The 13,677-nt window shown below is 72.0% G+C and carries 13 protein-coding genes; 6 read left to right on the top strand and 7 right to left on the bottom strand.

Going from position 1 to position 13,677, the window contains the following annotated elements; genetic code table 11:
- Positions 1–27 precede the first annotated feature (27 nt).
- Positions 28–2,244 (top strand): HelD family protein, encoded by a 2,217-nt coding sequence (locus OG617_RS23170; protein WP_405103911.1) that lies wholly within the window; start codon positions 28–30, stop codon positions 2,242–2,244.
- 102 nt (positions 2,245–2,346) lie between these two features.
- Here OG617_RS23170 and OG617_RS23165 read toward each other — a convergent pair whose 3' ends face one another.
- Positions 2,347–2,754, bottom strand: coding sequence for a hypothetical protein (locus OG617_RS23165; protein ID WP_405095092.1), 408 nt, complete (start codon positions 2,752–2,754; stop codon positions 2,347–2,349).
- 367 nt (positions 2,755–3,121) lie between these two features.
- Here OG617_RS23165 and OG617_RS23160 point away from each other — a divergent pair, with 367 nt between their 5' ends.
- On the top strand, positions 3,122–3,517 hold the full coding sequence (locus OG617_RS23160; protein WP_405095091.1) for a hypothetical protein: 396 nt from the start codon (positions 3,122–3,124) through the stop codon (positions 3,515–3,517).
- A gap of 71 nt (positions 3,518–3,588) precedes the next feature.
- Here OG617_RS23160 and OG617_RS23155 read toward each other — a convergent pair whose 3' ends face one another.
- Complete coding sequence (locus OG617_RS23155) at positions 3,589–4,605, bottom strand: sporulation protein (RefSeq protein WP_405095090.1); 1,017 nt, start codon at positions 4,603–4,605, stop codon at positions 3,589–3,591.
- Between the two features lie 191 nt (positions 4,606–4,796).
- Between OG617_RS23155 and OG617_RS23150 the strand changes: the two genes are divergently transcribed.
- Positions 4,797–4,970 (top strand): hypothetical protein, encoded by a 174-nt coding sequence (locus OG617_RS23150; protein ID WP_405095089.1) that lies wholly within the window; start codon positions 4,797–4,799, stop codon positions 4,968–4,970.
- Between the two features lie 646 nt (positions 4,971–5,616).
- On the opposite strand, the gene OG617_RS23145 is transcribed toward OG617_RS23150, so the two are convergent.
- Both OG617_RS23145 and OG617_RS23140 read right to left on the bottom strand, forming a co-directional pair.
- Positions 5,617–5,835: a DUF397 domain-containing protein gene (locus tag OG617_RS23145; protein WP_405095088.1), complete on the bottom strand. Its 219-nt coding sequence runs from the start codon at positions 5,833–5,835 to the stop codon at positions 5,617–5,619.
- A complete protein-coding gene (locus tag OG617_RS23140; protein ID WP_405095087.1) occupies positions 5,832–6,518 on the bottom strand; it encodes a DUF5753 domain-containing protein in 687 nt (228 codons plus the stop codon). Before OG617_RS23140 ends, OG617_RS23145 begins: the two co-directional genes overlap by 4 nt.
- A 355-nt stretch (positions 6,519–6,873) precedes the next feature.
- On the opposite strand from OG617_RS23140, the gene OG617_RS23135 reads away from it, so the two are divergent.
- Entirely contained in the window at positions 6,874–9,012 is a 2,139-nt protein-coding gene (locus tag OG617_RS23135; RefSeq protein ID WP_405095086.1) for an alpha-galactosidase, read from the top strand.
- 81 nt (positions 9,013–9,093) lie between these two features.
- Here the strand turns inward: OG617_RS23135 and OG617_RS23130 are convergent, their stop codons facing one another.
- Complete coding sequence (locus OG617_RS23130; protein WP_405095085.1) at positions 9,094–9,852, bottom strand: SDR family NAD(P)-dependent oxidoreductase; 759 nt, start codon at positions 9,850–9,852, stop codon at positions 9,094–9,096.
- 166 nt (positions 9,853–10,018) lie between these two features.
- A complete protein-coding gene (locus OG617_RS23125) occupies positions 10,019–10,168 on the bottom strand; it encodes a hypothetical protein (protein ID WP_405095084.1) in 150 nt (49 codons plus the stop codon).
- A gap of 158 nt (positions 10,169–10,326) precedes the next feature.
- Between OG617_RS23125 and OG617_RS23120 the strand changes: the two genes are divergently transcribed.
- The gene (locus tag OG617_RS23120) at positions 10,327–10,719 is read left to right on the top strand and encodes a YciI family protein (RefSeq protein ID WP_405103909.1); all 393 of its coding nucleotides are present in this window, start codon (positions 10,327–10,329) and stop codon (positions 10,717–10,719) included.
- 3 nt (positions 10,720–10,722) lie between these two features.
- A complete protein-coding gene (locus OG617_RS23115; RefSeq protein ID WP_405103907.1) occupies positions 10,723–11,979 on the top strand; it encodes an RNA polymerase sigma factor in 1,257 nt (418 codons plus the stop codon).
- A 75-nt stretch (positions 11,980–12,054) separates the two neighbouring features.
- Here the strand turns inward: OG617_RS23115 and OG617_RS23110 are convergent, their stop codons facing one another.
- On the bottom strand, positions 12,055–13,428 hold the full coding sequence (locus OG617_RS23110) for a cellulase family glycosylhydrolase (protein WP_405095083.1): 1,374 nt from the start codon (positions 13,426–13,428) through the stop codon (positions 12,055–12,057).
- Positions 13,429–13,677 lie beyond the last annotated feature (249 nt).

The raw sequence follows: 13,677 nt of genomic DNA, 5'->3' as shown, positions 1-13,677 counted from the left end.
ATCGGCCCCGAGCAGGAGTACGTCTCCATGCTCTACGGCCGGCTGGACGGCATGCGGGAACAGGCCGCCCGGCGGCTCGCCGAGGAACTGCACGCCACCGGCGGCACCCTCCAGGCCCGGTCTCAGCGGGACAGCTCCGTGCAGATGTACGCCGAACAGGTCGAGCAGTTCTCCGCCGTGGAGAACGGGCTCTGCTTCGGTCGGCTCGACACCGACGACGACGCGCGCCACTACATCGGCCGGATCGGCATCTTCGACACCAGCGGCGACTACGACCCGCTGTTGATCGACTGGCGGGCCCCCGCCGCCCGGGCCTTCTACCTGGCCACCGCCGCCAACCCGCAGGGCGTACGGCGGCGGCGGCACCTGCGGACCCGGCAACGGAAGGTGACCGCCCTCAACGACGAGGTGCTCGACCTGGCCGCCGCCTCTCCGACCGCGCACGAGGAGCTGACCGGGGAGGCGTCGCTGCTCGCCGCGCTCACCGCCGGCCGGACCGGCCGGATGCGCGACATCGTCGAGACCATCCAGGTAGAGCAGGACCGGATCATCCGCGCCGACCTGCCCGGCACGCTGGTGGTCCAGGGCGGCCCGGGCACCGGCAAGACCGCGGTCGCCCTGCACCGCGCGGCGTACCTGCTCTACACCCACCGGAGTGTGCTCTCCAGCCGGGGCGTGCTGCTGGTCGGCCCGAACGAGACGTTCCTACGCTACATCTCGCAGGTGCTCCCGGCGCTGGCCGAGACGGGCGTGCTGCTGCGTACCCCCGGCGACCTGTTCCCCGGGGTCGGTGCCCGCCGGAGCGAACCGGCGGAGGCTGCGGCGATCAAGGGCCGCGCGGAGATGGTGCAGGTGCTCGCCGAGGCCGTGCGGGACCGGCAGTGGGTGCCCGACGAACCGCTGGAGATCGAGGTCGAGCGGGAGGTGCTGCGGCTGGACCCGGAGACCGTCCGGGCCGCCCGGGACCGCGCCCGCCGCACCGGCCGGCCGCACAACCTGACCCGCGCGGTCTTCGACGTCGAGGTCGTGCACGCCCTGGCCGACCAGGTGGCCGAGCGGATCGGCACGGACCCGCTGGGCGGGGAGAACCTGCTCGACGAGGCCGACGTCGCGGAGATCCGCCGCGAGCTGCGCGAGGAGCCCGAGGTGCGGGCCGCGCTGGACCAGCTCTGGCCGGTGCTCACCCCGCAGCGGCTGCTCGCCGACCTGTACGCCGACCCCGCCCGGATCGCCGCCGCCGCGCCCGAACTGACCGACGACGAGCGGGCCCTGCTGCACCGCGAGCCGGGCGGCTGGACGCCGGCCGACGTGCCGCTGCTCGACGAGGCCGCCGAGCTGCTCGGCGAGGACGACCGGACCGCCGCCGCCCGCCGGCAACGCATCCGGGCTTTCCAACGCGAGTACGCCGAGGGCGTGCTGGAGATCGCCCGGGGCTCCCGCTCCATCGACGTGGAGGACGAGGCCGAGGGCGGCGAGATCCTCGGCGTCACCGACCTGCTGGACGCCGACCGGTTGTTGGAGCGCCAGGAGGAGTCCGACGGGCTGACCACCGCCCAGCGCGCCGCCGCCGACCGGGGCTGGGCGTTCGGGCACGTCATCGTCGACGAGGCGCAGGAGCTGTCGCCGATGGCCTGGCGGCTGCTGATGCGCCGCTGCCCGAGCCGATCGATGACGATCGTCGGGGACGTGGCGCAGACCGGCGCGCTCGCCGGCACGCCGTCCTGGGCGGACGCGCTGGAGCCGTACGTGGCGCAGCGGTGGCGGCTGGAGGAGCTGACCGTCAGCTACCGCACGCCCGCCGAGATCATGGCGGTGGCCGCCGAGGTGCTGACGAAGATCGACCCGCACCTGCGCCCGCCGCGCTCGGTGCGGGAGAGTGGGGTGCCGCCGTGGGACCGCCGGGTCGCCGAGGACCGGCTGGCCGCGGAGCTGACCGGGGCGGCGGTCGCCGAGGCGGCCGAGCTGGCCGACGGGCGGCTCGGGGTGATCGTCCCCGCCGGCCGGGTCGACGAGTTGGGCACCGCCCTGGTCGCGGCGCTGCCGGAGGCTGCCGTCGGCGAGCACCCGGAGCTGGAGAGCCGGGTGGTGATGCTGACCGTCGGGCAGGCCAAGGGGCTGGAGTTCGACTCCGTCCTGGTGGTCGACCCGGAGCGGATCGTGGCCGAGTCCCCGCGCGGGCACAGCGACCTGTACGTCGCCCTAACCCGCGCCACCCAGCGCCTAGGCATCCTCCACATCAACTGACCGCACGCCCGCCGCGCCCCAACGTGGATCTTGGACAGTTAGCGTCCGCCTGGAACGACAACTGTCCAAGTTCCACGCCCACGGGGCGGGGCGGGTGGGCGGTTACTCGTCGGTGAAGTCGCCGATCTGGCTGGCGCTGCTCGACTGGTCACTCGTCGAGCCACCCGCCGGGGTGCTCAGGCCGCCCGTGGTGGCGTCGCCGGTGGTGGTCGGGGCGACCTTCCCCGGGTGCCGCTCCGGCTGCCGGGCCACCCGCCGGACGCTCGCCGGGCCTGCGGTCCCGCCGGTCGTGGTCAGCGCGCCCTGTCCCCGGGTCGGGCCACCGTCGCGCAGCACCTCCGGGTCGATCCGGACATCCGCCGGATCGCCCGGGTCCTCCTCCTGGAGGACCCGCAGTTCGTCGGTCTGCGGCACGGTGACCTCGTCAAGGGCCCCCTCTCCGTACACACCGCCGGCGATCCGTTGCTCGGCCTTGCGGGCGGACTCCCGCATCATGTCGTCCTCACGCACGTCCATCACCTCGCAGAACTGTCGGATCGCCCTGCGTGCCCGGAGGCCGGCCGACCAAACCGGCGTCGACCGGGACGTGCGGGCCCAACCATCCCGGAACTGGCGGAAGACGGTCCCGGACGTCGCGGTCACGGGCGGAAGACGGGTCCCGGGCGCCCCGGTCACGGGCGGAAGGCAGGCCCGTACGGCGGGCAGTGCGCGGCGGTCAGTCGGGCGCTGCTATTCGCAGCCCGGCGGGTGTTACCTGGTCGAGCCCCCGGGTAGTCGGGGGGTGCCCCCGCCGAGAACACGAACCGTGCCGTGGCCGAAACGCGGTAGCGGGGCGAGGGAGCGCAGGTAGGACTCATCGCATCCTGAGGAGGACAAGATGAGCACGCAGGCTGCATCCACCAGGCCGACGAACCGGACCCAGGAAGCGCCGAACCGCGCGATGAACGACATGCCGAACCGCGCGATGAACGAAGCGCCGACCCGGCAGATGCCGATGATGCAGGACGGGCACCGCGAGCCGATGCGGGCGCCGGGTACGGAGACCAAGCAGGCCTTCATGACGACGGAGTTCTGGATCTACGTCGCCTCGGTGATCGGCGTGCTGGCCGCGTCGTACCTCGTCGGGAAGAACTCGGTCGGCGTGGACATCTTCCGCGCGCCGCAGGCATGGTTCTTCATCACGCTGCTGACCATCGGTTATCTCGGTAGCCGGGGTCTGGCCAAGGCCGGCAGCAGCTTCCGCAGCGGTGCGGAACGCAAGAACCGACACTGACCGCACCGATCAGCTCCAAGCAGCACGGTGGCCCGCCGGGGGAATCCCGGCGGGCCACCGTCGTACGTGTGTCACTCCTCGTCGCCGCCGAAGCCCCAGTCCTCGGCGAAGTCGCCCTCGACCGCGTCCTCGATCATCTCCCCGGCGACCATCCCGCCGACCGCGCCGAGGGCCGCGCCCGCGACGATGCCGCCCATCCCGACACCCCGGCCGTGGCCGCCGTGCCCGTGGCCGCCGTGCCCGTGCTGCGTCGGGTAGCCGTGCGGGGCCCCGTAGCCGGAAGGCGCCCCGAAGCCCTGCGCGCGCAGGCCGCCGTAGTGGGACGTGGTCTCCTGGAGCCAGCCGTCGACGACCTGCGCCCAGTCGACGCGGTCGGCGTCGGTGTGCGCGACGCCGTACCGGCCGAAGACGTCGTGGCCGGCGCTGAGAAAGCCGCCTCGCTTGTCGCACTCCAGCACCACGTCGATGCCGTGCGGGCTGGTCACGAAGGTCAGTTCGACCTCGTTGATGACCTGCGCGTACTGCGGCGCGGCGAGGAACTCGATCTCCTGGTAGAACGGCAGCGTCTGCTGCGTGCCACGGATGTGGCCGCGCTCCAGGTCGGCACCCTTGAACCGGAAGCCGAGCCGGGCGAAGGCGTCCAGGATGCGCTCCTGCACCGGCAGCGGGTGGACGTTGACCTGGTCGAGGTCGCTCTTGTCGACCGCCCGGGCCACCGCCACCTCGGTACGCAGACCCATCGTCATGCCGTGCAGGCGCTGGCCGTACACATCGGTGATCGGGGTTTCCCACGGCATCGGAAGCTGGAACGGGATCGAGAGCTGCTGCTTCGGGGCCAGCTCGAAGGCCCCGGCGACCGGCAGCCGGTGGAACTCCATCACGCCGGCGTACTCGCTGTCGCCGCTCTCCATCTCGACCCGGGTCACCAGGCCGACGACGATCTGCTCGATGGCCGCCGACGCGTCGCCGCCGACCAGGTTGACCTTGCCCTCAAGGGGAAGGCCCGGCCGGGTGTTCGGGTTGGTCAGGACGGTGTCCACCGTCGGACCGCCCACGCCGAACGCGCTCAACATCTTCTTGAAGACCATCGGACCCTCCGCGGAACGGACGCCACGCTCCACCTTGGAGCGCCGGCGGCTTGACCAGGGCAGGCTAGCGGTCACCGCTGAGAATTGTCTGAGAAGCCGGGACGCGGGCGTGTCGCCTGCCCCGGCTGCCGCGCCGGAGCGGCGTCGCCACCCAGCGAAGATCGTCGGCTCGTAAGCCGCGAGTCAGCCGGGTGAGGATTCGCAACTACAAGAGCATCAGAGAGTGCGACGTGCCCGTTGGGTCACTGACGCTGCTGGTCGGGGCGAACGGCACCGGTAAGAGCAACTTCGACTTGTACGCAGCGCGGGCCAACTCCCCGTCGTTCGACAAGCTCTGGCGCGAGGTGGAGAAGCTGCTCACGTGATCGAGGGGTGACACCTGAGCGGTAGCCGCCTCTCACCGGTGCCTGCCACCGCTGCTCACGAGCCCACTGATCGGCCCGATCGGGTCAGTAGGCTGGTAAGTTGCGCCGCGCCAGCCGCGCGAAGCTGATCGGCTCCAGCCACTCCGCCAGTGACAGGGACAGTCGGTCGGCCGTCGGCCGGCCTCCATTCTCACCTCGCCCCGTCGGGGTGGCTCTCTCCATGATCGTCTGCTGTTTATGGAGAGCTCGCCCGGCGGGTCGTCTCACAAATCAGCAGACGATCAAGATGCGACGCCCGGCACCTCAACCGCGGGCGTCGAAGGAGCACCCGACGTACTGCGACAGCTCCATGCCGGCGCCGAGGGCCACGTCCTGGAACCGGAGTCCGTCACGACGGCACCGATCGAAGCGGGCACCGACACCGGCCAGTCCCGTCAACCCCGGTGCGGAGTAGGTCGATGCCCACGATCTCCTCGTGCTCGACGACCAACCGGTTGCCCTGCTCACCTGCCACGATTGTGTTTCTCGTTCAGCCGGTCGCGCCGGTCAGCTTCGTCGGCTGACCGGCGCTGTTGTGCTTACGAGAGATGGTGCCGCTTACCGGCGTCCGCACGGAGCCGGGTACTGGTGAGGCAGCGGCTTTGGGTCAGCCGGCGAAGTCGAACTCGCCGTCCTTCACGCCGCCGACGAAGGCCGCCCACTCGTCGGCGGTGTAGACGATCGTCCCCGCGTCCCGCGCCTTGCTGTGCCGGACGGCCACGCGGCCGGACCCGTCGAGCACCGGCCCCGCCTCCACGCAACTCCCACCATTGCTGTTGCTCCTGGTGCTGATGTGCCAGGCCACTGCTGGCAGCTCGTGGCTCATGCCAGATCCTCCGCGATCTTCGCGATCAGCTTCGCCGACTCGCGTGGGTCGAGTGCGGCCTCCCGAAGCCGATCGTACGCAAGGCAGTAGCGCTTTGACTTGGGTGATTCCATGAAGCGGCGTCCGCCCAGCATCTCCGCGTAGGCCACCTCCGGGTACGGCTTGGGCATGTTGAATACGACAAAGGAGCCGTCCAGCCCGGCGTGCAGACCAACGCTTGACGGCAGGACCCGAACGTCGATGTTCGGTTTCAGCAGCAGGTCGCCGAGATGCTGGAGTTGATCACGGACCAGCGCAGGGCGTCCGACAGGACGGCGCAGCACGCTCTCGTCGATGACAGCCGAGATGCGCAGGGGCGGATCGCGGTCAAGCACGAGTTGCCGATCCAGTCGTAACTTCAGCCACTTGCCGACCGAGAAGTCCGTCGCCTTGGCTCCCTCGGCGTTGCGGATCACCGCGTCCGCGTATCCAGGTGTCTGCATGAGCCCTGGGATCAGCATGGCGTCCCACGAACAGATCTGCTCCGCTCTGGTCTCCAACCAGGGGAAATCGATGAAGGAAGCGTCCACCAGCTCGTCGTAGTCGTCGTCCCACCTGTCGGTGCGCCAGGCGTCCTCCGCGAGTTGGATGAAGCGATTCCGTTCACGCCCATCGTGCTCTCCGTAGAGGTCGAGAAGGGACACCACGGCTCCACGACGGAAGGGCCATTCGGCTCGCTCCCAGCGCACCACTGACGAGAAGTCCCGCTCAAGGAACTCGTCGCTGTCTTCGACGCCACGACCCCGAGTTCGTCAGGGCGATGGAGTACGAGCATCCCGTCGCCCGGCCACCCGCTCTCCTGTGCGTCCTCGACGGGAGCGGCTTGACAGCGCCGAACGGGCGGGTAGCTTGAGCTGCCTAAGATTTCATGTTGATCGATCTTTACCGAGAGTAACTCGTCTCGGCCGGCTCCGTGCTGGTCGCGATCCCCACCCTGGTGACCTTCTTCCTGTTGCAGAAGCAGTTCGTCCGGGGCCTCACGCTGGGAGCGTCCACGGGATGACGATCGTCCACCTGCGCCGGGCGCGGACCAGCCTGGTGCTCGACGCGCGCGGGCCGGGGCTGCCCCGGGTCGCGCACTGGGGCGCCGAGCTCGGCCCGCTCGCCGCCGACGAGCTGTCCGCTCTGGTCGACGCCGGCCTCGCGCCGGTGGTGCCGAGCAGCTTCGACGCGCCGACCGTGTTGTCCCTGCTGCCCGAGGCCAGCGCCGGCTGGAGCGGCCGGCCAGGGCTGGCCGGGCACCGCGACGGCGGCGCCTGGTCCACCGCGTTCCGGCTCGACGCCCTCGACGTGACCGACGACGACCCGACCGGCTCCGCCCGGGTCAGCGTGGCGGCGACGGACCCGGCCGCCGCGCTGGCGCTGACCGTCGAGGTCGAGCTGGACCCGACCGGGCTGGTGCTGCTGCGGCACACGCTGCGCAACGACGGCGACTCCCCGTACGAGTTGCGGGAACTGACCCCGGTGCTGCCGGTGCCGGCGGTCGCGGTCGAACTGCTCGACCTGACCGGCCGGTGGTGCCGGGAACGCAGCCCGCAGCGGCACCCGTGGCCGATGGGCGCGTGGGTCCGGGAGGGCCGACACGGCCGGACCGGGCACGACGCGACGCTGCTGCTGGCCTCCGGGACGGCCGGGTTCGGATTCCGCCACGGCGAGGTGTGGGCGGTGCACACCGCGTGGAGCGGCGACCACGTCACCGTCGCCGAGCGGCGGCCCACCGGCGAGGCGACACTCGGCGGCGGGGAGCTGCTCGCCCCGGGCGAGGTGCTGCTCGCCCCCGGCGGCTCGTACACCACTCCCCTGCTCTACGCAGCCTGGTCCGGCGCCGGGCTGGACGGGCTCAGCGACGCGCTGCACGCCCACCTGCGGGCCCGGCCGGGGCATCCCCGCTCGCCGCGCCCGGTGACCCTCAACGTGTGGGAGGCGGTCTACTTCGACCACGACCTGGACCGGTTGCGTGCCCTCGCCGACCACGCGGCGCGGGTCGGGGTGGAACGATTCGTGCTCGACGACGGGTGGTTCCGGGGCCGTCGGCACGACTGGGCCGGGCTCGGCGACTGGCACGTCGACGAGACCGTCTGGCCGAACGGGCTGCAACCGCTGATCGACCACGTGCGCGGCCACGGCATGCAGTTCGGCCTCTGGGTCGAGCCGGAGATGGTCAACCCGGACTCCGACCTGTTCCGCGCCCACCCGGACTGGGTGCTGTCCGCGCCCGGCCGGCTGCCGGCCGAGTGGCGACACCAGCAGGTCCTCGACCTGGCCCGCACCGACGCGTACGACCATCTACTCGGGCTGCTCGACGCGCTGCTGGCCGGGCACGACGGCATCGCGTACCTGAAGTGGGACCACAATCGGGACCTCACCGAGGCCGGCCACGCCGGGCGGCCGGGGGTGCACGCGCAGACCCTCGCCGTCTACCGGCTGCTCGACGAGCTGCGCCGCCGCCACCCGGGGGTGGAGATCGAGAGCTGCTCGTCCGGCGGCGCGCGGGTGGACCTGGAGATCCTGCGCCGCACCGACCGGGTCTGGGCCAGCGACTGCAACGACGCCCTGGAGCGGCTGGCCATCCAGCGCTGGACCGGGCTGCTGCTCCCGCCGGAGCTGGTCGGCAGCCACGTCGGGCCGGAGCGCTCGCACACCACCGGCCGGGTGCACGACCTGGGATTCCGGGCCGCCACCGCGCTCTTCGGCCACTTCGGGATCGAGTGGGACATCGGCGCGCTGGGCTACCAGGAGCGGACCGAGCTGGCCGCCTGGGTAGCGCTGTACAAGCGGCTGCGCCCGCTGCTGCACTCCGGGCGGGTGGTCCGGGTCGACCACCCGGACCCGGCCGTCTGGGCCCACGGCGTCGTCGCCGCCGACAACTCCCGGGCGGTGTACGCCGTGGCGCGGCTGGCCACCTCGGTCGCCCAGATTCCGGGCACAGTACGGCTGCCGGGGCTGGACCGGGCCCGCCGGTACGCGGTGCGGCCGGTGGCCGGCGTGCCGGAGCCGGCTGTGTTGCAGCTCGCCGAACCCGGCTGGCTGCCCGACGGGGTCACCCTGCCCGGCGCGGTGCTGGGGTCGGTCGGCCTCCAGCTTCCCGCCCTGCACCCCGCGCAGACCCTGCTGTTGGAGGTCGACGCGATCGGCTGAGGCCCGCCGCTTTGATATCGGCAGCCCGGCCTCGCGAGGCGTCCGTGGCCCACCACCGGCCGCTCGCGGTGCCGCGCCGACTCAAGAGGTCCAGCCTCCGTCGGAGGCGACGATGGCCCCGTTGACGTTGATCGCCTCGTCGGAGCCCAGCCAGCAGACCAGCGTGGAGACCTCGGCGGGCGTGGCCGTCCGGGTGACCCGTCCGAACGACCGCTCCAGACGCTCGTACGCCCACGGAACCTTCGGCGCGGAGCTGCGGCCGATGTTGGTCTGGACGCCGCCGGGGCAGACCGCGTTGGCCCGAACGCCGTCCTCGGCGTACAGGTTGGCGATCGAGCGGGTCAGGCCGACCAGCGCGTGCTTCGAGGAGACGTACGCGCTGCCGGCGACCGCTCCGGTGAGGCCACCGATGGATGCGACGTTGACGATCGCGCCCCGGCCCCGCGCTGTCATCGGCGGCAGCATGGCCCGGCACAGCCGCATGGGACCGGTGAGGTTGACCGCCAGGACACGGTCCCAGGTGGCGTCGTCCAGTTCCGTGACGGGGAGGAAGTGGTCCATGACCCCCGCCACGTTGGCCAACAGGTCGACGCGTTGGTCCGGCAGCGCGGCGACGATCCGGTCGACGTCGGCCTGCACCGTGATGTCGGCGACGATCATCGTCCCGGGTTGGCCGCCCTCCTCCACCAGCTCGGCGGTCGCGGCGAGACCCTCGGCATCGACGTCACAGCCGACGACCGTGGCTCCCTCCACCGCAAGCTGCCGGGCGACCGCCTGCCCGATACCCGATCCGGCTCCGGTCACGACCGCGACCCGTCCGGCGAAGCGCTGCTCGCTCATGATCATTCTCCATCCCCCGGCCCCCGCCGCGGGCTCATCCGTCCATGTCCCGTACGGGAAATCTCTCCTAACCATGCTGTCAGGAGAGGCTGGACCGCAGGGCCGAAAGCCCCGGGCGGGTGGAGGCGAAGGGCGCGATCGTGGCGGGTGGGGCCGGCCGCTGGAGCTAGCCGCCGTGCCGGCCGTCGAGCTGCTCACGCTGCTGGCCGGCGCGGTCGCCGAGGCGGACCGCGCCGTGCGCGAGGCGGCCGTGGCCGACCACCGGCCGGTCACCACCCTGACGGCGCTGCTGCGCTCCGGCTCCCAGTCGCGGCATAGCTCCGGTGTATCGGGCGGGCCAGCAGGGGACGCCCCGGCGGGAAATCTCCGCGGAAATCTCCGCCGCCGATGTCGAGAACCGGAGTGGCGGCTTCTACCTCGGGGTGCGAGCACCGAGAATCGGTGCGCAGGCATGAGGAGCGAACCGTGAAGTACATGCTGTTGATGCAGTTCAGCGCCCAGAACACCGACTTCCCGTCGATCGACACCTGGACGCCGGAGGAGATCCAGGCGCACATCGGGTTCATGGTGGACACCAACGGCAAGCTCGCCGCCGACGGTGAACTGGTCGACGGCCAGGGCCTGGCCGGCCCGCAGCAGGCCCGGATCGTCCGGGCGGGCGCGGGCGGGGCGCCGGTGGTCACCGAGGGTCCGTTCGCCGAGACCAAGGAGTTCCTCGCCGGCTACTGGATCGTCGACTGCGAGACCCCCGAGCGGGCGGTGGAGATCGCCGCGCACATCTCCACCGCCCCCGGCCCCGGCGGCCGCCCGTTGAACATGCCGATCGAGGTGCACCCGATCATGTCGGGCCCGCCCCAGGAGATGTGACGCCTGACCGCACCGGACCGGACCGTCGAGGACCTGCTGCGCGAGCTGGCGCCGCAGGTCCTCGGCGTACTCGCCCGCCGGTTCGGCGACTTCGCCACCGCCGAGGACGCCGTCCAGGAGGCGCTGCTCGCGGCGGCGACGCAGTGGCCGGCCGAGGGGCTGCCGGACCACCCCCGGGGCTGGCTCGTGCAGGTCGCGTACCGCCGGATGGTCGAGCTGGTGCGCGCCGAGGCGGCCCGGCGCGACCGGGAGGACCGCGCGGCCCGCCGGGAGCCGGACGATTGGCGCGTGGCCCCGGCCGTCGACACGCGGCCCGCTGCGGACCGGGACGACACCCTGGTCCTGCTGTTCCTGTGCTGCCACCCCACCCTCTCGACCGCTTCCGCGATCGCGCTGACCCTACGGGCGGTGGGTGGGCTGCGCACCGCCGAGATCGCCCGCGCGTTCCTGGTCCCGGAGGCCACCATGGCGCAGCGGATCAGCCGCGCGAAGCAGCGCATCCGCGACTCCGGGATTCCGTTCCGGCTGCCCGACCCGGGTGAGCGGGAGCAGCGGCTCGCCACCGTGCTGCACGTGCTCTACCTCGTCTTCACCGAGGGCCACACCGCGAGCCTCGGCTCCGAGCTGCGCCGGGTCGACCTGTCCGAGGAGGCGATCCGACTGACCCGGGCGATGCGCGCGCTGCTGCCCGACGACAGCGAGATCGCCGGACTGCTCGCCCTGATGCTGCTCACCGACGCCCGCGCCGCCGCCCGAACCGGCCCGTCCGGCGAGTTGATCTCCCTGGCGGACCAGGACCGTGGTCGGTGGGACGTGTCGGCGATCGCCGAGGGGGTCGCGCTGGTCACCCGGGCGATGGCGCGGGGGCCGGTCGGCCCGTACCAGCTCCAGGCCGCCGTCGCCGCGCTGCACGACGAGGCACCCAGCGCCGAGGCGACCGACTGGCCGCAGATCCTCGCCCTGTACGGGGTGCTGGAGCGCCTGTCCGGCAACCCGGTGGTCGCGCTGAACCAGGCGGTGGCCACCGCGATGGTGCACGGCCCGACCGTCGGGCTCGACGCCCTCTCCGCCCTGGACGCCGACCCCCGGCTGGCCGGGCACCACCGGCTGCACGCGGCCCGGGCCCACCTGTACGAGCTGGCCGGCGACGCGCCGCGCGCCGTCACCCACTACCGGGCCGCCGCCGACCGGACCACGAGCCAGCCGGAGCAGCACTACCTGCGGATGCGGGCCGCCCGCCTCGCCGGATCGGCCGACTGAGCCCGGGCGCGCACACGCGTACGGAAGGGGAGGTGGCCGGGTCCGTGCGGACCCGGCCACCGGTGGTGTGGTCCGTCAGCTCGCGGTGCAGGTGACGGCGGGGACGGCGTTGGTGCCGCCCACGCTGCCGAGGAAGCCGAAGCTGGTGCTGGCCCCGGCGCCGAGCCTGCCGTTGTAGCCGACGTTGGTGGCGGTCACGCTCGACCCGCTGCTGGTCACCGTGGCGTTCCAGGACTGGCTGACGGTCTGGCCGTTGGCGTACGTCCACCTCGTCGTCCAGCCGTTGATCGCGGCGGAGCCGGCGGTGACCTTGACCTCGCCCTGGAAACCACCCTGCCACTGGTTGACGATCGTGTACGTCGCCGTGCAGCCGCCGTTCGGCGGGGGCGTGGTGGGCGGCGGAGTCGTCGGGGGCGGGGTGGTGGGCGGCGGCGTCGTGGGCGGCGGCGTGGTCGGGGTGACCCCGCCGTACACCGACGCCTCCTTCGCGGTCGCCCTGATCCCGTTGGCGCCGTTGAAGATCCGCTGACCCCAGGTGGTCAGGGCCGCCGGATTGAAGTTGGTGGCCATGTCGAGGTACTCGACGCCGCCGCCGTTGCCGCTCCACGACCAGCCGAGGTAGCCGATCCCGTTGGCCTGGCTGTAGGACAGGATGGTGTCCTCGTCCGGGTTGCCGTCGGAGTGGTCGAAGCCGAACTCGCCGACCACGATCGGCAGCTCCGCGGTGCGGAACCGACCGAGGTAGTCGCTGATCTCCGCAGCGGTGTCGAAGACGCCGTACATGTGGATCGAGAAGACGGTGTTCTTCTGCGGGTCGGCCGCGAAGACCGACGCGGCGTTGTCGCGCATGGTGAACGACCAGTCCTGGCCCCAGTTCGGGGCGTCGACCATGATGGTGTGCGTCAGACCGGCGGTGCGCAGCCGCTTGATCGCGTTGGCCGAGTCGGTCGCCCAGGTGCCGTAGCCCTGGTTGCCGTACGGCTCGTTGCCGATGTTGACGATGACGTACTTCTCCTGGCCGGCGAGGGCGCTGGAGATGCTCAGCCAGTAGTCGACCGCCCGGTCCAGGGTGATCGCGCCGCTCTGCTCGCCGTAACCGGTGGTGTCGTGCACCTCCAACACGCAGATCAGCTTGTTGGCCTTGCACAGCGAGATGACGTTGGCGACGTCTGCGGCGTCGTTCTTGGCCCAGCGGTCGCCGCTGGCCAGCACCACCCGCACGGTGTTCGCGCCGAGCGCCTTGATGTTGGCGAAGGAGCTGGTCTGCTGCTGGTACCAGGTGTGGGCGTGGTTGACGCCGCGCATGACGAACTCGGTGCCGTTGGCGTCGTACAGCTTGCCGTTGGCGACCGAGAAGCCGGCGGCGGCGTGCGCCGGCTGCCCGAAGGCGAACACGGCGGCGAGGACCGTCAGCAGGGCGACGCCCGCGACGGAGAGACGTTTTCTCATGGCCTTCCTCAGGGAGGGTCACCCCCGTGCCCAGGCGGGGGTGCGGTGGTGGTGACGTAGGAAGGCGACTGGCCCGTCAGCCGCCCGTCCGGCTCCCGACGGCGCAGGGATCAGCGTAGGCCGATGACCCGTCCGGAGCAACCGGTTCAGTGAATGGCCGATCGAGTCGAGTCCCGTTGGCGGCCCGCACGCCTACGACACCGGCCTGGGCCCGGCTGTACCTCCCCGGGACACCCTGATCCCCATCGC

It is taken from the genome of Micromonospora sp. NBC_01412 (genome assembly GCF_045040215.1).
Classification (GTDB): domain Bacteria; phylum Actinomycetota; class Actinomycetes; order Mycobacteriales; family Micromonosporaceae; genus Micromonospora; species Micromonospora rubida.
This window is presented reverse-complemented; position numbering and strand designations above follow the sequence as displayed.